Below are 15,550 nucleotides of genomic sequence, written 5' to 3' on the forward strand. Positions count from 1 at the left end.
GTATGTCCCGGGTCATCTCGGTTGCGCTGCTCGTCGGCGGCGTCGTGCTGCTGTATTTCGGCGGCCAGTCGTTTCATTCGATCAACGACAACGTGTCGCGCTTCTTCACCGGCTCGCCCGCGACAAAGACGATCCTGCTGATCGTCGGCGGCGCCGTCGCGTCGTTCGCCGGCCTGATCGGCCTCGCGATGCCAGGTAGCAAGCGCTGAGCGCGCAGCGGCGCGACGCACGCACGGCCCGCGTCGCGCGCGCGGGCCGCACCAAACGAAACGGGCGGCAAGGCCGCCCGTTGCTTCGTTCACCCGCGATGCGCAGCATCGGGTGACCGCGGCGGCGTCGCCTGCCGCCCGATCCGCGCCTAGAACGGTACTTCCGACTTCGACGCCGAACGCGTGCCGGGCGCCGGCCGGTTGCTCGCGCCGTGATACGTGTACACGAGCGAGAACTTCACCTGGTCGGAGCGGTTCTGCCCGGCCGAATGCAGCGTGTTGCTGTGGAAGAACACGACGTCGCCCGTCTGCAGCGACGGGCACGTGGCCGCGTCGATCATCTTGCGGTTCGCCGGCAGGTCGCTGCGGAAGAACTTCGCGTCGTCGAACGCTTCCGGCCCGAATTCGGCCGTATGCGAACCCGGCACGAGCCACAACGCGCCGTTCTCGTTCGTTTCGGGCCCGAGCGCGAGCCACACCGACACCATGTCGGGACGCTCGAACGCCCAGTAGCGGAAATCGCGATGCCAGCCGGTCAGGCTGCCGTACGCCGGGTGCTTCGTCATCATGCAGTTGTGATGCGCACGCGACAGCACGGGTTCTTCCCCGAAATACTCGCGCATCCACGCGCCGATTTCGGGCGCGATCGCGCGCTCGGCGAAGGCCGGATCGCGCGAGTACGCATCGAGCAGCCGCCGCACCGTGTGGCCGCCCGGCGCATGCTTCGACTCGGGCGCGCCCGGATAGCGCAGGTCGGCCTCGAACTCGATCGGCTCGGCGGCTTCCCGCAACTGGCGCTCCGCGATCTGCCTGAGCGCCGCGCACTGCTGCTCACCGACGAGGCCACGCGCGACGACGAAGCCGCGCTCGCGCAATTCCGCGACTTGCGCGCGGATCGATTCCGACTGCAATGGAGACGACATGGGATGCCAGACGTTTATTGTGTGAATGTGACGATTGTAAATCGGCGCCGGATACCGCGAACAGCACCATTATCGTGCGCAGGGGCATGCCAATCGCGGCTTTGATCAGGCTCAAGGGAACTGTTCGGCACGGCACCTGCCTCACCGACAGGCGGTATGCGGCACACGCCTTGTGGCACAAGGGTTTATCGCGACTTTTGCCCGTCATGAATCCCCTGTAGCCTGTCGCGGCCTGTCAATTCTGGCGGGCGCGGCGCGCAACGCGTTTCGGTAAGATCCGTTGCGTCATCCGAGGCCGTTCATACCAGTGCGCTCCCAAGGGCGCCATCCATACAAGCGAAGCATCGTTCACATGCCATTCCGTCTGACTTCCCGTCTCAGCCGCGCTGCGAAGCGCGTCGTGCCGTCTGCTCCTGCCCGCTCGCTGCGCCATCACCGCGCACGCACGCAGGCACTGGCCGAGCGTACGCACGCCCACAGCCGGCTGGATGGTATCCGCGCGTGGTTCCACGCGTTTTTCTCAATGATGAGCGCGCAGGCGTTCGCACGCCGCGCCGGCCTGCGCTCGCTGCTGCAGAAGCCGTCGTCGCTGCGCGCGCTCGCGCTGCGCCGCGCGCTCGGCCCGCAACGCCGCGTCAACCGCCCGCGCCGCCTCGCGGCCAGCAACGGCTGGTTCGGGTTCGGCGCACGCTGAACGCGCGTCCGCGGGCACGGCCCGCGACGATCGCCGCCATCGTGCCGGCGATCGAAACCCATAAAAAAACCCCGGCATGGCCGGGGTTTTTCATTTCAGGCGAACGACGCTTACGCGACGCGTGCCGTCGGCTCGACGCCGGCCGCTTCGGCCAGGGCGAGCGCCTTGTCGGTCGCTTCCCACGAGAATTCCGGCTCTTCGCGGCCGAAGTGGCCGTAAGCAGCGGTCTTTTCGTAGATCGGGCGCAGCAGGTCGAGCATCTTGATGATGCCCTTCGGACGCAGGTCGAAATGCTCGCGCACGAGCTTCGTGATCACTGCATCCGACACGCGGCCCGTGCCGAACGTGTTGACCATCACCGAGGTCGGCTCGGCGACGCCGATCGCGTACGACACCTGGATCAGCGCGCGCGACGCGAGGCCGGCGGCGACGATGTTCTTCGCGACGTAACGGCCTGCATACGCAGCCGAACGGTCGACCTTCGACGGATCCTTGCCCGAGAACGCGCCGCCGCCGTGCGGTGCGGCACCGCCGTACGTGTCGACGATGATCTTGCGGCCGGTCAGGCCGCAATCGCCCTGCGGGCCGCCGATCACGAACCGGCCGGTCGGGTTCACGAGGAACTTGATGTCGCCCTTGATCAGGTCGGCCGGCAGCGTCGGCTTGATGATTTCCTCGATCACGGCTTCGCGCAGCGCCGGCAGTTCGATGTCCGGTGCGTGCTGCGTCGACAGCACGACGGTGTCGATCGAATCGGGCTTGCCGTCGACGTAGCGAACCGTCACCTGCGACTTCGCGTCCGGACGCAGCCATTGCAGGCGGCCGTCGCGGCGCAGGCTGGCCTGGCGCTCGACGAGACGGTGCGACAGGTAGATCGGCAGCGGCATCAGTTCCGGCGTTTCGTCGCACGCATAGCCGAACATCAGGCCCTGGTCGCCCGCACCTTGGTCGAGGTTGTCGTCGTGTGCACGATCGACGCCCTGCGCGATGTCCGGCGACTGCTTGTCGTACGCGACGAGCACCGCGCAACCCTTGTAGTCGATGCCGTAGTCGGTGTTGTCGTAGCCGATGCGCTTGATCGTGTCGCGCGCGATCTGGATGTAGTCGATGTTGGCCGTCGTGGTGATTTCACCGGCCAGAACGACGAGACCCGTGTTGCACAGCGTTTCAGCGGCAACGCGGGAATACTTGTCCTGCTCGAGGATGGCGTCGAGAATCGCGTCCGAGATCTGGTCCGCGACTTTGTCCGGATGGCCTTCGGAGACGGATTCGGACGTGAAGAGATAATCGTTTGCCACTTTTCAGGCTCCTGTGTGGTTACGGGTGGTTCACGTAGCCAGCTTCGTTGGGCCTGAAGCGGCGACGCTTTAGCGGATTACCAGGACCGGGCAGCGCGTATCGCACCAGCCGGCTTCGCCCCGCAAGTTGTCAGTTAACTCGGCGAAGACCGTATTATAGCGGCTTTCCTGAATTGTCACAGAGCGCCGCCCGTGCTGCATCTTCCGCTGTTTTCCCACCCTGTTCTCGACATGCCGGCCAGCCGGTCCCACGGAGGTTTCGCATGCTAGGTCGTCTAGGCACGCACCTCGCCATCGGCTTGCTGAAACTGCTCGCCCTGCTGCCGTACGGCTTGACCGCACGGCTCGGCGATGGTCTCGGCTGGCTGCTGTACCAGATCCCCAGCCGGCGAAAGCGCATCGTACACACCAATCTGAAACTCTGCTTCCCGGACTGGAGCGACGCGCGGCGCGAGGAAGTGGCGGGGAAGCACTTTCGCCATGCGATCCGCAGCTATGTCGAGCGCAGCTACCAGTGGTTCGCGTCGGAAGCGGCCTATCGCAAGCTGTTTACGGTCGAAAGCGAGGTCGATCTCACCGATCCGGACATGCCGCCGACGCTGCTGCTCGGGTTCCATTTCGTCGGCATCGAGGCCGGTTCGATGGCGATCAATCTCGCGCTCGGCCGGACGTGCGGCTCGCTCTACACGCCGATGAAGAGCCCGGAAATCGAAGCCGCGGCCAAAGCCGGCCGCAGCCGCTTCGGTGCGGAACTCGCGAGCCGGGCCGACAGCGCGCGCACCGTGCTGCGCTGGCTGCGCGACCGCAAGCCGGTGATGCTCGGCGCCGACATGGATTACGGGCTGCGCAACTCGACGTTCGTGCCCTTCTTCGGCGTGCCGGCCTGCACGCTGACGGCCGTCGGCCGGTTCGCCAAGACGGGCCACGCGCAGGTTCTGCCCTTTATCGGCGAGGTGCTGCCGAACTACAAGGGCTACCGGCTGAAGGTGTTCAAGCCGTGGGCAAACTACCCGACCGGCGACGACGATCTCGATGCGCGGCGGATGAACGAATTCCTCGAGGAACAGATCCCGCTGATGCCCGAGCAGTACTACTGGGTCCACAAGCGCTTCAAGACGCGCCCGCCCGGCGAGCCGAGCCTGTACTGACCCTGCCGCGCGACACTCGCAGGCGTGCCGTCATGCGCGCGCCTGCGCTCTCGCCACCTTCGGCGCGGCCTTTGCACGCGCCCGCCACAGATCGTGGGCCGACTGCTGCGCGAGCCACAGATCGGCCCTGCCCCCGTTTTCCGCGCCGAGCCACGCCTCGAGACGCAGCGCCATTTCCGGCGAGATGCCGGCATGGCCGGGCACGATCCGCGACAGCGCCGCGCGCGTCACGCCGAGCGGCGACGCGGCCTCGGTGACGGTCAGGCCAAGCGCCGGCAGCGCCCGCGACACCACGCCAATTTGTCCGCTCGCCGCGCACCTGACCAGTCGGCCAATCGGCAGATGCCGCCCCGCTCGGCCCGCAGGGACGACGCGAAGCACCGCCCCCGCGCAGGACGCCCCTGTCGGCTGCATGTATCATTTGCGGTTGAGATCTGCACGACGAACGAAGCCGCCCGGCGTGGCCGCCGGCCGTTCGCACCGTGCCGACCGCCTTGTTCGCCATGGAATTCCGGACCCAGTGAAACTCTCGTTCACCAAGATGCACGGCGCGGGCAACGACTTCGTCGTGCTCGACGGCTATTCGCGCGCGTTGCCGCCGCTCACCGAAGCGCAGGTGCGCGCACTCGCCAACCGCCACTTCGGCATCGGCGCCGACCAGTTGCTGCTCGTCGAGAAACCGACCGTCGACGGTGCGGATTTCAAGTACCGGATCTTCAATTGCGACGGCGGTGAAGTCGAACACTGCGGCAACGGCGCGCGCTGCTTCGTGAAATTCGTCAGCGACCGCGGCCTGACCGACAAGCGCAGCGTGCGCGTGCAGGTCATGAAGGGCCTGATCACACTGACGCTGCAGGACAACGGCGAAGTCGTCGTCGACATGGGTGCGCCCGTGTTCGCGCCGGCGCAGGTGCCGTTCGACGCGGCGGGCCTCGACGGCCGCCACGAAGGCCGCGACACGCTGTGGCCGCTCGACGTCGGCGGCGCGACGCGCTGGATCTCGACGGTGTCGATGGGCAATCCGCATGCGGTGCAGATCGTCGACGACGCCGAAGCGTATCCGGTGCTGGAAGAAGGCCCGCTGGTCGAACGCCATCCGCGCTTCCCGCAGCGCGTGAACGCCGGTTTCATGCAGATCGTGTCGCGCAGCGAAGTGAAGCTGCGCGTGTACGAACGCGGCGCGGGCGAGACGCTCGCGTGCGGCACCGGTGCGTGCGCGGCGGTCGCGGCCGGCATCCGGCGCGGCCTGCTCGATTCGCCCGTGACCGTGCACACGCACGGCGGCACGCTGACGATCGGCTGGGACGGCGCGCACGACGAAGCCGCCGCGCTGATGATGGCCGGCCCCGCCGCGACCGTGTTCGAAGGCGAAATCGACCTGAACGCCTGACCCTGCAACGTCCTTGATAACTGAACGCGCCAGCCACATGAACGATCGCGAAGTCGCCGACTACCTGCTCGCCAATCCCGAATTCTTCGCGCAGCACGCCGAACTGCTCGCGACGATCCGTCTCGCGAACCCGCACGGCAAGGCCGCGATCTCGCTGCAGGAGCGGCAGATGGAGATGCTGCGCGACAAGAACAAGCATCTCGAGCGCCGGCTCGCCGAGCTCGTGCGCTACGGCCACGAGAACGACAGCCTGTCCGCGAAGTTCAGCCGCTGGACGTCACGCGTGATCTCGGAACGCGATCCGTACGCGCTGCCGCGCACGATCGCCGACGGCATCGCCGACGTGTTCGACGTGCCGCAGACGGCGCTGCGCGTGTGGGACGTCGCCGACACCTACGCGCAAGCCGACTTCGCCCGCCAGGTCGGCGAGGAAGTGCGCCTGTTCACGAACGGGCTGTCGACGCCGTACTGCGGCGCGAACACGGGCTTCGAGGCTGCCCAGTGGCTCGCGCCCGCGGTTGCCGCGCCGGCCGCGAATGCGGCGGAAGGCGCCGAAGCCGCACCGGCCGGCGACGGCACGGCCACGTCGGTCGCGCTGCTCGCGCTGCGTGCGCCGCTCGCCGGCAACGATGCGCCCGCGTTCGGCCTGCTGGTGCTCGGCTCGCCCGATCCGCGCCGCTTCCACGACGGCATGGCCACCGACTTCCTCGCGCAGATCGCGACGCTCGCGAGCGCCGCGCTCACGCGCCTGCTGCCGCACTGATCCGCCGCACGCGATGACAGACGATCCGGTCGCCGCCTACCTGTCGAACCTGAAGCACATCAGGCAGCTGTCGGAACACACGCTGCGCGCGTACACGCACGAACTCGACGAGCTGAAAAAGCTCGCGGCCGGCCGGCCGCTCGAAGCACTGACGGCGGTCGACATGCGCGGTGCGGTCGCGCGCGCACATTCGGGCGGGCTGTCCGCCCGGTCGATCTCGCACCGGCTGTCCGCGTGGCGCGCGTTCTACCGCTGGCTCGCGCAGCGCATCGACATGCCCGCGAACCCGGTAGCCACGGTGCGCGCGCCGAAGCGCCCGAAGACCTTGCCGAAGGCGCTGTCGGTCGACGACGCGTCCGCACTGATGGACGCGCCGGTAGCCGGCACGACCGAAAGCATCCGCGATCACGCGATCCTCGAGCTGTTCTATTCGTCGGGGCTGCGCCTCGCCGAGCTGATCGGGCTCGACGTCAGGTACACGCAGGCCGACGGCTACCGGTCGGCAGGCTGGCTCGATCTCGCCGAAGCCGAAGTCACCGTGCGCGGCAAGGGCAACAAGGAGCGCAAGGTGCCGGTCGGCCGCAAGGCGATCGACGCGCTGAATGCGTGGCTCGCGGTGCGCGGCGAATTCGTGAAGCACGACCCGCATCCGCTGTTCGTGTCGGTGCGCGGCAACCGGATGTCGCCGGGCGTCGTCCGCGAGCGCGTGAAGCGCGCGGCGATGGCCGCCGGCATCCCCGCCAACGTCCATCCGCACGTGCTGCGCCACTCGTTCGCGACGCACGTGCTGCAGTCGAGCGGCGACCTGCGCGCGGTGCAGGAACTGCTCGGCCATGCGAGCGTCTCCGCGACGCAGGTCTATACGTCGCTCGATTTCCAGCATCTCGCGAAGATTTACGACAGCGCGCACCCGCGCGCGAAGAAGCGCGACTGACGCGCTTCCCGTGTTACCCGCCGCGTGCGGCGGCCGGCAACGGCCGGCGTCGCGCACGGCCCATTTCGATCTCATCATGCAAACCGTCACCCTCAAGCCGTCCAAGGAAAAATCGCTGCTGCGCCGCCATCCGTGGATCTACGCCAATGCGATCGACCGCGTCGACGGCAAGCCCGCGCCCGGCGCGACCGTGCTCGTGCGCGCGCACGACGGCCGCTTCCTCGCGCGCGGCGCGTACAGCCCGCAGTCGCAGATCCGCGTGCGCGTGTGGAGCTTCGACGAGAACGAACCGATCGATCACGCATTCTTCAAGCGCCGCGTGCAGCGCGCGGTCGCGCACCGCACGACGATGGTGTCGGGCACGGGCGCGGTGCGGCTCGTGTTCGGCGAGGCCGACGGGCTGCCGGGGCTGATCGTCGACTACTATCTGGCGGATACCGCCGAAGCCGGCGCCGCGCCGCGCGGCCAGCTCGTCTGCCAGTTCATGGCGGCCGGCGTCGAAGCGTGGAAGGACGCGATCGTCGCGGCGCTCACCGGCGCGACGGGCTGCCCGAACGTGTACGAGCGCTCGGACGTGTCGATCCGCGACAAGGAAGGCCTCGAACAGACGACCGGCGTGCTGGCGGGCGACGCGCCGCCCGCGACGCTGATCTCGAACGAAAACGGCGTGCGCTATCACGTCGACGTGCCGAACGGCCACAAGACGGGCTTCTACGTCGACCAGCGCGACAACCGCGCGCTGGTTGCGCAGTACGCTGCCGACCGCGACGTGCTGAACTGCTTCTGCTACACGGGCGGCTTCTCGCTCGCGGCGCTCAAGGGCGGCGCGAAACGCGTCGTGTCGATCGACTCGTCGGGCGATGCCCTCGCGCTTGCGCAGCAGAACGTCGTCGCCAACGGCTTCGACGCCGAGCGCGCGACCTGGCTCGACGCCGATGCGTTCAAGACGCTGCGCCGCCTCGTCGACGAAGGCGAGCGCTTCGACCTGATCGTGCTGGATCCGCCGAAGTTCGCACCGACCCGCGACAGCGTCGATCGGGCGGCGCGCGCGTACAAGGACATCAACCTGAGCGGCTTCAAGCTGCTGCGTCCGGGCGGCCTGCTGTTCACGTACTCGTGCTCGGGCGCGATCGACATGGACCTGTTCCAGAAGATCGTCGCGGGCGCGGCCGCCGATGCGAAAGTCGACGCGCGCATCCTGAAGCGGCTCGGCGCGGGCGTCGATCACCCGCTGCTCGCCGCGTTCCCGGAAGGCGAATATCTGAAGGGCCTGCTGTTGCAAATCGTCTGATCGCCCCGATCTGGGCGGACACGCCTGTCCGCCGGCCCCGCCTGTCGGGCCCGCGCTTTCCCCTGTCGTCCGGACGACGGGCGGGGGCTTGACAGGTATGTTTCAATGGATGGTTGTGCGCCCCGGCTCGCAGCGCGAGGGCGCGACGCACATCCTGGTTTTGACCCCGATTCACGAACCACAGGCGACCGACATGGCCACTCCCGTCACCATCCTTACCGGCTTTCTCGGCAGCGGCAAGACGACGCTGCTCAAGCGCATCCTGAACGAACAGCACGGCATGAAGATCGCCGTGATCGAGAACGAATTCGGCGAAGAGAACATCGACAACGAAATCCTCGTGCAGGATTCGAACGAGCAGATCATCCAGATGAGCAACGGCTGCATCTGCTGCACGATCCGCGGCGACCTCGCCCGCGCGCTCGGCGATCTCGCCGCGAAGAAGCGCGAAGGCAAGCTCGACTTCGACCGCATCGTGATCGAGACGACCGGCCTCGCGAACCCGGGCCCCGTCGCGCAAACGTTCTTCATCGACAGCGAAATCGCCGACGATTTCCTGCTCGACGCGGTCATCACGCTCGTCGACGCGAAGCACGCGAACGCGCAGCTCGACGAACACGAAGTCGTGCAGCGCCAGGTCGGGTTCGCCGACCGCCTGTTCATCACGAAATCGGACCTCGTCGACGACCAGACCGTCGCCGGCCTCAAGCATCGCCTGATGCACATGAACCCGAAGGCCGTGATCAAGGTCGTGAACTTCGGTGAAGCCGACATCAAGGAAATCTTCGACCTGCGCGGCTTCAACCTGAACGCGAAGCTCGAGATCGACCCGGATTTCCTCGCCGAAGACGACCACGCGCACCACCATCACAATCACGACCATGATCACGATCACGCCGGTTGCGACCACGATCACGGTCAATGCGCGCACGATCACGACCACGGCCACCACCATCACCACCATGCGCACCACGACGACAAGATCAAGTCGTTCGTGTACCGCAACGACCGCCCGTTCGACCCGAACAAGCTGGAAGACTTCCTCGGCGGCATCCTGCAGATCTACGGCGAGCGGATGCTGCGCTACAAGGGCGTGCTGTACATGAAGGGCGTCGACCGCAAGGTCGTGTTCCAGGGCGTGCACCAGATGATGGGCAGCGACCTCGCCGCGAAGTGGCTGCCGGTCGAGAAGAAGACCAACAAGATGGTGTTCATCGGCGTCGACCTGCCGCAGGACCTGATCACCGACGGCCTCGACGCCTGCCTCGCCTGACCCGCGCGGGCACCCGCCGCGCCCCCGCGCGCGGCCGCCTTCGCGGGCGGTTGCGGCGGCCGCGCGGCGCCCTTTCCGGGCAGGGTTTCGCCGTCATCGCTTTTTCGCGATTTGCGCGTTATATTTTCTAGATATTGGCGCAGCCGACGGGGATCGACCCGATACGGCGCCCGCTTGCGATTCAGTTACAATACGTGCCCGCTGGAGTACGGCAACAAACAGGCCCGGTTCTTGCTGAACCAGTTATCCGGGCATCGCAACCGCGCCGGATCGCCCATCCGCCTCCCGGCCGCGGCCGATGCAATGTGCCGCGCAGCACACCGGTTCGCAGCGCGCACAACTCCGCGCCAGGCCTATCCTGGTATTTGAGAACCGGTTTTCCAGAGGCTTTCGGCCCCGCGGCGGCAAATCGCAAATGATTGCAAGCGCGGTTGCGGGTAATCCCAAAGTGCAGGCAATATCTCGTGATTTGCCGCACATTGAAGAAGCAAGCAGATGACGAAGAAACTCTTGACCGAAGCCGAAATCCTGAAGATGAGCGACAAGGATTACATGAATGAGGATCAGCTCGCCTTCTTCAAAAATCGGCTCGAACAGTTGCAGGCGGACATCCTCAAGAATGCAGGCCAGACGACCGAGAACCTGCGTGAGACGGTGATCGTGCCCGATCCCGCCGATCGCGCGACGATCGAGGAAGAGCACGCGCTCGAACTGCGTACGCGCGATCGCGAACGCAAGCTCCTCAAGAAGGTTCAGCAGTCGCTCGCCCGCATCGATTCCGGCGATTACGGCTGGTGCGAGGAAACCGGCGAGCCGATCGGCATTCCGCGCCTGCTCGCGCGGCCGACCGCCACGCTGTCGCTCGAGGCGCAGGAGCGCCGCGAGTTGCGCCAGAAGCTGTTCGGCGACTGATCGAGCGGCGTTCCGCTCAGACACGCTGCTTCCCGAAAGCGCGCGGCCTGCCGCGCGCTTTTTGTTTTTCCGGCACCGGTTCCCGGCCGCCGATTTGCCTCCCGCCTCTTGATATCCCGGCGCCCGCCCTAAAATGAAACGGACGCGCGCCGGGCCGCTTCCCGGCGCACTGCGGATTCACGCGGCGGCGCCTCGCGCTGCCCGACTCTTCCCCGTTTTTCTCAAGGAACGCAGATGGAGCAATTTCACGGCACGACCATCGTTTCGGTCCGGCGCGGCGACAAGGTCGCACTCGGCGGCGACGGCCAGGTAACCCTCGGCAACATCGTCATGAAGGGTGGCGCGCGGAAAGTGCGGCGGATCTACAACAACCAGGTTCTGGTCGGATTCGCGGGCGGCACCGCCGATGCGTTCTCGCTGCTCGACCGCTTCGAGGCGAAGCTCGAGAAGCACCAGGGCAACCTGACCCGTGCGGCCGTCGAGCTCGCGAAGGACTGGCGCACCGACCGGATGCTGCGCCGCCTCGAGGCGATGCTGATCACGGCCGATGCCACCACCACGCTCGTGATCACCGGCAACGGCGACGTGCTCGACCCCGAAGGCGGCATCTGCGCGATCGGTTCGGGCGGCGCCTATGCGCAGGCCGCGGCCCGCGCGCTCGTCGAGAACACCGAGCTGTCGCCGCGCGAGATCGTCGAGAAGTCGCTCGGCATCGCCGGCGACATGTGCATCTACACGAACCACAATCGCATCATCGAAACGATCGAGTAAGGACCGCACCATGAGCACCATGACCCCTGCCGAGATCGTCTCGGAACTCGACAAGCACATCATCGGCCAGGCGAAGGCGAAGAAGGCCGTCGCCGTCGCGCTGCGCAACCGCTGGCGCCGCCAGCAGGTCGCCGACCCGCTGCGCCAGGAAATCACGCCGAAGAACATCCTGATGATCGGGCCGACGGGCGTCGGCAAGACCGAAATCGCGCGCCGCCTCGCGAAGCTCGCCGATGCGCCGTTCATCAAGATCGAAGCGACCAAGTTCACCGAAGTCGGCTACGTCGGCCGCGACGTCGACAGCATCGTGCGCGACCTGATCGAGATCTCGGTCAAGCAGACGCGCGAAACCGAGATGCGCAAGGTGCGCAGCAAGGCGACCGACCAGGCGGAAGACCGCATCCTCGACATCCTGCTGCCGCAACCGCGCGCAGTGGGCTTCGGCGGCAATGCCGATCACGCGAACGACGACAACAACGCGACGCGCCAGACCTTCCGCAAGCGCCTGCGCGAAGGCCAGCTCGACGACAAGGAAGTCGAGCTCGACCTCGAGCAGCCGTCGGCCGGCATGGACATCATGGCGCCGCCGGGCATGGAAGAGATGACCGAGCAGATCCGCTCGATGTTCTCGAACCTCGGCAGCGGCAAGAAGCAGCGCCGCAAGGTGAAGATCAAGGAAGCGCTGAAGCTGCTGACCGACGAGGAAGCGGCGAAGATGCTGAACGAAGAGGAAGTGAAGACGAAGGCCGTGCAGAACGTCGAGCAGAACGGCATCGTGTTCCTGGACGAGATCGACAAGATCACGTCGCGCAACAACGAAGGCAGCGGCGGCGAAGTGTCGCGCCAGGGCGTGCAGCGCGATCTGCTGCCGCTCGTCGAAGGCACGACCGTCAACACGAAGTACGGGATGGTGAAGACCGATCACATCCTGTTCATCGCGAGCGGTGCGTTCCACCTCGCGAAGCCGAGCGACCTGATCCCCGAACTGCAAGGCCGCTTCCCGATCCGCGTCGAGCTCGATTCGCTGTCGGTAAACGACTTCGAGGCGATCCTCGTCGCGACCGACGCGAGCCTCGTCAAGCAGTACCAGGCGCTGCTCGCGACCGAAGACGTGCAGCTCGAATTCGCCGACGACGGCATCCGCCGGCTGGCGGAGATCGCGTTCTCGGTCAACGAGAAGACCGAGAACATCGGTGCGCGCCGGCTGTACACGGTGATCGAGAAGCTGCTCGAGGAAGTGTCGTTCTCGGCCGGCAACCACGCCGGCGAGCGCGTGACGATCGACGCGAAGTATGTCGACCGCGCCCTCGGCGAGGTGTCGCAGGACGAAGACCTGTCGCGCTACGTGCTGTAACGCGCGCGGCGTCGAATGAAAAACGGGCGGCCCCTTCGGGGGTCGCCCGTTTTCGTTGATGCGCCGCTTACTGCCGCACCGGCTTCTTCGCGAGCTTGCGCTGCAGCGTGCGGCGGTGCATGTTCAGCGCACGTGCGGTCGCCGAGATGTTGTTGCTGTTTTCGGCCAGCACGCGCTGGATGTGCTCCCATTCGAGCCGGTCGACCGACAGCACGACCGGATTCTCGAGCGCCTCGTCGGCCTGCACTTCGGTCGCGTTGGTCTGCAGCGCTGCCAGGATCGACTCGACGTTCGCCGGCTTCGCGAGATAGTTGTCGGCGCCTTCCTTCACGGCCTGCACGGCCGTCGCGATGCTCGCGTAGCCGGTCAGCACCAGAATCCGCGCGTCGGGCTGCAGGTCGCACAGCGGCGCGATCAGGCTCAGGCCCGAATCCTCGCCGAGATGCAGGTCGACGGTGATGAACTGGAACTTGCCGCCGGCGGCGAGCCGGAGCGCCGCCTCCTTGTCGTGCGCCTGCTGGACCGCGTAACCGCGGCGCTCGAGGCCGCGCGCGAGCGTGCCCGCGAACACCTCGTTGTCGTCGATCACCAGGAAATTGTTCTCGCTCATGTGGTTTCTCCGTCTACGTGTTGGTTGAGGCAGCCTGCGCCGCGACGCGCACGACCGGCAGGCGCAGCACGGCCCGCGTGCCGCGTGCGGCGGTGGCGCCGGCCGCGCGGCTGTCCGGCGTGCCGGCCGTCCGTTCGGCTGCACGTTCGCTGGTGCGTGAATTCGGTGCAGCAGCGGCGTGACCATTCGCCGCACCGCCGGCCCGCCCGTTGCCGCCCGCCGCACGCGGCACGACATCGAACAGTTCGATCTCGCCGCCGAGCCGCGCGGCCGCACTGAACGCGAGATACAGGCCGACCCCGTGCCCGCCCTGCGTGCTGTCAACCGGCATCGCGCCGAGCGATTCGCGCAGCGCGGCCGGAATGCCGGGCCCATCGTCGCATACCTCGAATGCGATCTCGTCGGCCGTGCCGCCGTGCGCGACCTTCGCGGCGAGCGTCACACGCTGCGGGCTCGCGCGCGCGGCGTTGTCGAGCAGGATCGTCAGGATCTGGCCGGCCGCGACCGTATCGTCGAGCGCCACGCCCGCCGGACGTGCGCCGAGCAGCTCGAACTGCACGTGCGGATGCCGCAGGCGCCAGTGCTCGACGAACGTGTCGAGCCAGTCGTCCACCGACTGGCGGCTCGCCGGCGCGCTCGCGCGGCTGCGCAGGCGCGCGAGCGCCGACGTGCAGAGCGTCATCTGTTCCTCGAGCACCTTCAGGTCGGCCTCGTAGCGCGCCAGCCCCGGATCGGCACGTGCCGCGTCGCGCAACTCTTCCGCGAGCATCGCGATCGTCGACAACGGGGTGCCCATCTCGTGCGCGACGGTGGCCGCCTGCACGCCGAGCGCAACGGCCCGCTCGTCGCGCAGCAGGCGCTGCTGCGCCTCGCCGAGCGCCGAATCGCGCTGGCGCAGCGCATTCGACATGCGCGCGACGAACCACGCGATCAGCCCGACGCTCACCATGAAGTTCGCCCACATGCCGGTACGGTAGTAGTCGAACAGGTTCGCCGGATTGTCCATGTTGAGCGGCACCGAATCGAAGCCGAGCGCCGCATAGCACGCGACCGCGAACGCCGCGAGCCAGATCATCAGGTGCCACGGCAGCACGGCCGCCGCGATCGCGAGCGACGGCAGGTACAGCGACACGAACGGATTGGTCGTCCCGCCCGACAGGAACAGCAGCGCGGACAGCGCGCCGAGGTCGACCCACAGCTGGCCGAGCAGCTCGAAATTGGTCTCGGGCCGCGCGCGCAGCACGCGCACCCAGGTCAGCGCGTTGAAAACGATTTCGAGCGCGATGACCATCAGCATCGCCGGCAACGGCAGATGCACGCCGAAATAGGTCTGCACGACACCGATCGTCACGAGCTGGCCGATGATCGCGAGATTGCGGAGCCAGAACAGGTGACCGAGGTTGACGCGCCCGGTGGTGGTGATTCGTTGCATCCGAGCAGTTTACCCGTTTAGCGGGCGGCGCCTCTAGCGGGGCCGGATCGGCTCGCGCGAGCCGGGCGCGCCGCATGCACGGCCGGCATCGTCAGCCGGTCGCGCCGGCCATGCGCTGCGCGATCTCGTCGGCCAGGCACTCGGGGCACCGGCAGCGCGCGCCGGCCGCAGGCAGCGTGCCGCCGGGCACCACCGGCATCGACGCGCACCAGCAGTCGAACGGCTGCGTGCGGGCGCCGCAGTCGAAGCCGCGCCCGCAGTGCGGGCAGCGCGCGCGGCGCGGGGCGGAACGGGCGTCGACGGCGGTATCGGTCATGGCGCAATCGCAGAAGCGGGCGGGAAATCGCCCCACGCGACAAGCATAGCGCGGCGAACGGATTTTGCACGCCGGCCATCCGGCCGAAACCCGTCGCAAACGGACGTGCGCCCGACCGCCGACGACATCCGCGCGCCGCCGCCGGAATCGCGCCGCGCCATAGCCGGCGGGCCGCCGCGCACGGTGCCCGCGTCGCGCCGCCGGTGTTCCGGCCCGTCCAAAAACCCGATGC

General features: G+C 67.3%; 17 protein-coding genes. 11 read left to right on the plus strand and 6 right to left on the minus strand.

The annotated features are described in order from the left end of the window. Positions 1-2: 2 nt before the first annotated feature. Positions 3-209 carry a DUF3185 family protein gene (locus AC5LXK_RS16295; protein ID WP_175885856.1) on the plus strand — a complete coding sequence of 69 codons (207 nt, stop codon included), beginning with the start codon at positions 3-5 and terminating at the stop codon, positions 207-209. Between the two features lie 149 nt (positions 210-358). On the opposite strand, the gene AC5LXK_RS16300 is transcribed toward AC5LXK_RS16295, so the two are convergent. Next, entirely contained in the window at positions 359-1,132 is a 774-nt protein-coding gene (locus AC5LXK_RS16300; RefSeq protein ID WP_493389727.1) for a phytanoyl-CoA dioxygenase family protein, read from the minus strand. Between the two features lie 352 nt (positions 1,133-1,484). On the opposite strand from AC5LXK_RS16300, the gene AC5LXK_RS16305 reads away from it, so the two are divergent. Further along, positions 1,485-1,826, plus strand: a complete 342-nt coding sequence (locus tag AC5LXK_RS16305; protein WP_493389728.1) for a hypothetical protein — start codon at positions 1,485-1,487, stop codon at positions 1,824-1,826. Between the two features lie 110 nt (positions 1,827-1,936). Here the strand turns inward: AC5LXK_RS16305 and metK are convergent, their stop codons facing one another. Next, positions 1,937-3,124, minus strand: coding sequence for a methionine adenosyltransferase (metK, locus tag AC5LXK_RS16310; protein ID WP_006482984.1), 1,188 nt, complete (start codon positions 3,122-3,124; stop codon positions 1,937-1,939). 263 nt (positions 3,125-3,387) lie between these two features. Here metK and AC5LXK_RS16315 point away from each other — a divergent pair, with 263 nt between their 5' ends. Then, positions 3,388-4,272 (plus strand): lipid A biosynthesis lauroyl acyltransferase, encoded by an 885-nt coding sequence (locus AC5LXK_RS16315; protein WP_493389729.1) that lies wholly within the window; start codon positions 3,388-3,390, stop codon positions 4,270-4,272. A gap of 30 nt (positions 4,273-4,302) precedes the next feature. Here AC5LXK_RS16315 and AC5LXK_RS16320 read toward each other — a convergent pair whose 3' ends face one another. Then, on the minus strand, positions 4,303-4,566 hold the full coding sequence (locus AC5LXK_RS16320; RefSeq protein ID WP_493389730.1) for a HigA family addiction module antitoxin: 264 nt from the start codon (positions 4,564-4,566) through the stop codon (positions 4,303-4,305). A 226-nt stretch (positions 4,567-4,792) separates the two neighbouring features. On the opposite strand from AC5LXK_RS16320, the gene dapF reads away from it, so the two are divergent. From dapF to hslU, 8 genes are all read left to right on the plus strand, one after another. Next, entirely contained in the window at positions 4,793-5,662 is an 870-nt protein-coding gene (gene dapF / locus AC5LXK_RS16325; RefSeq protein WP_493389731.1) for a diaminopimelate epimerase, read from the plus strand. Between the two features lie 37 nt (positions 5,663-5,699). Further along, positions 5,700-6,425, plus strand: coding sequence for a DUF484 family protein (locus AC5LXK_RS16330; protein WP_493389732.1), 726 nt, complete (start codon positions 5,700-5,702; stop codon positions 6,423-6,425). Positions 6,426-6,438: 13 nt separating this feature from the next. Next, positions 6,439-7,359 carry a tyrosine recombinase XerC gene (gene xerC, locus AC5LXK_RS16335; RefSeq protein ID WP_493389733.1) on the plus strand — a complete coding sequence of 307 codons (921 nt, stop codon included), beginning with the start codon at positions 6,439-6,441 and terminating at the stop codon, positions 7,357-7,359. Positions 7,360-7,435: 76 nt separating this feature from the next. After that, the gene (locus AC5LXK_RS16340) at positions 7,436-8,650 is read left to right on the plus strand and encodes a class I SAM-dependent rRNA methyltransferase (RefSeq protein ID WP_493389734.1); all 1,215 of its coding nucleotides are present in this window, start codon (positions 7,436-7,438) and stop codon (positions 8,648-8,650) included. A 193-nt stretch (positions 8,651-8,843) separates the two neighbouring features. Then, complete coding sequence (locus AC5LXK_RS16345) at positions 8,844-9,923, plus strand: CobW family GTP-binding protein (RefSeq protein WP_493389735.1); 1,080 nt, start codon at positions 8,844-8,846, stop codon at positions 9,921-9,923. Positions 9,924-10,418: 495 nt separating this feature from the next. Next, on the plus strand, positions 10,419-10,835 hold the full coding sequence (dksA, locus tag AC5LXK_RS16350; RefSeq protein ID WP_006477498.1) for an RNA polymerase-binding protein DksA: 417 nt from the start codon (positions 10,419-10,421) through the stop codon (positions 10,833-10,835). A gap of 234 nt (positions 10,836-11,069) precedes the next feature. Beyond that, positions 11,070-11,606, plus strand: a complete 537-nt coding sequence (gene hslV / locus AC5LXK_RS16355) for an ATP-dependent protease subunit HslV (RefSeq protein ID WP_006477497.1) — start codon at positions 11,070-11,072, stop codon at positions 11,604-11,606. 10 nt (positions 11,607-11,616) lie between these two features. Then, complete coding sequence (gene hslU, locus AC5LXK_RS16360; protein ID WP_493389736.1) at positions 11,617-12,960, plus strand: ATP-dependent protease ATPase subunit HslU; 1,344 nt, start codon at positions 11,617-11,619, stop codon at positions 12,958-12,960. A 67-nt stretch (positions 12,961-13,027) separates the two neighbouring features. Here the strand turns inward: hslU and AC5LXK_RS16365 are convergent, their stop codons facing one another. The 3 genes from AC5LXK_RS16365 to AC5LXK_RS16375 form a co-directional block, all read right to left on the minus strand. Next, a complete protein-coding gene (locus AC5LXK_RS16365) occupies positions 13,028-13,570 on the minus strand; it encodes a response regulator transcription factor (protein ID WP_493389737.1) in 543 nt (180 codons plus the stop codon). 13 nt (positions 13,571-13,583) lie between these two features. Continuing rightward, positions 13,584-15,002, minus strand: coding sequence for an ATP-binding protein (locus tag AC5LXK_RS16370; protein ID WP_493389738.1), 1,419 nt, complete (start codon positions 15,000-15,002; stop codon positions 13,584-13,586). Between the two features lie 91 nt (positions 15,003-15,093). After that, complete coding sequence (locus AC5LXK_RS16375; protein ID WP_493389739.1) at positions 15,094-15,318, minus strand: cysteine-rich CWC family protein; 225 nt, start codon at positions 15,316-15,318, stop codon at positions 15,094-15,096. Between the last annotated feature and the right edge of the window lie 232 nt (positions 15,319-15,550).

It is taken from the genome of Burkholderia pulmonis (genome assembly GCF_984667975.1).

Bases quoted from the DNA above. Each gene is read 5' to 3' on its own strand.
- AC5LXK_RS16295 (WP_175885856.1), top strand. From the start codon at position 3: ATGTCCCGGGTCATCTCGGTTGCGCTGCTCGTCGGCGGCGTCGTGCTG.
- AC5LXK_RS16300 (WP_493389727.1), bottom strand. From the start codon at position 1,132: ATGTCGTCTCCATTGCAGTCGGAATCGATCCGCGCGCAAGTCGCGGAA.
- AC5LXK_RS16305 (WP_493389728.1), top strand. From the start codon at position 1,485: ATGCCATTCCGTCTGACTTCCCGTCTCAGCCGCGCTGCGAAGCGCGTC.
- AC5LXK_RS16315 (WP_493389729.1), top strand. From the start codon at position 3,388: ATGCTAGGTCGTCTAGGCACGCACCTCGCCATCGGCTTGCTGAAACTG.
- AC5LXK_RS16330 (WP_493389732.1), top strand. From the start codon at position 5,700: ATGAACGATCGCGAAGTCGCCGACTACCTGCTCGCCAATCCCGAATTC.
- xerC (WP_493389733.1), top strand. From the start codon at position 6,439: ATGACAGACGATCCGGTCGCCGCCTACCTGTCGAACCTGAAGCACATC.
- AC5LXK_RS16340 (WP_493389734.1), top strand. From the start codon at position 7,436: ATGCAAACCGTCACCCTCAAGCCGTCCAAGGAAAAATCGCTGCTGCGC.
- AC5LXK_RS16345 (WP_493389735.1), top strand. From the start codon at position 8,844: ATGGCCACTCCCGTCACCATCCTTACCGGCTTTCTCGGCAGCGGCAAG.
- dksA (WP_006477498.1), top strand. From the start codon at position 10,419: ATGACGAAGAAACTCTTGACCGAAGCCGAAATCCTGAAGATGAGCGAC.
- hslV (WP_006477497.1), top strand. From the start codon at position 11,070: ATGGAGCAATTTCACGGCACGACCATCGTTTCGGTCCGGCGCGGCGAC.
- hslU (WP_493389736.1), top strand. From the start codon at position 11,617: ATGAGCACCATGACCCCTGCCGAGATCGTCTCGGAACTCGACAAGCAC.
- AC5LXK_RS16365 (WP_493389737.1), bottom strand. From the start codon at position 13,570: ATGAGCGAGAACAATTTCCTGGTGATCGACGACAACGAGGTGTTCGCG.
- AC5LXK_RS16370 (WP_493389738.1), bottom strand. From the start codon at position 15,002: ATGCAACGAATCACCACCACCGGGCGCGTCAACCTCGGTCACCTGTTC.
- AC5LXK_RS16375 (WP_493389739.1), bottom strand. From the start codon at position 15,318: ATGACCGATACCGCCGTCGACGCCCGTTCCGCCCCGCGCCGCGCGCGC.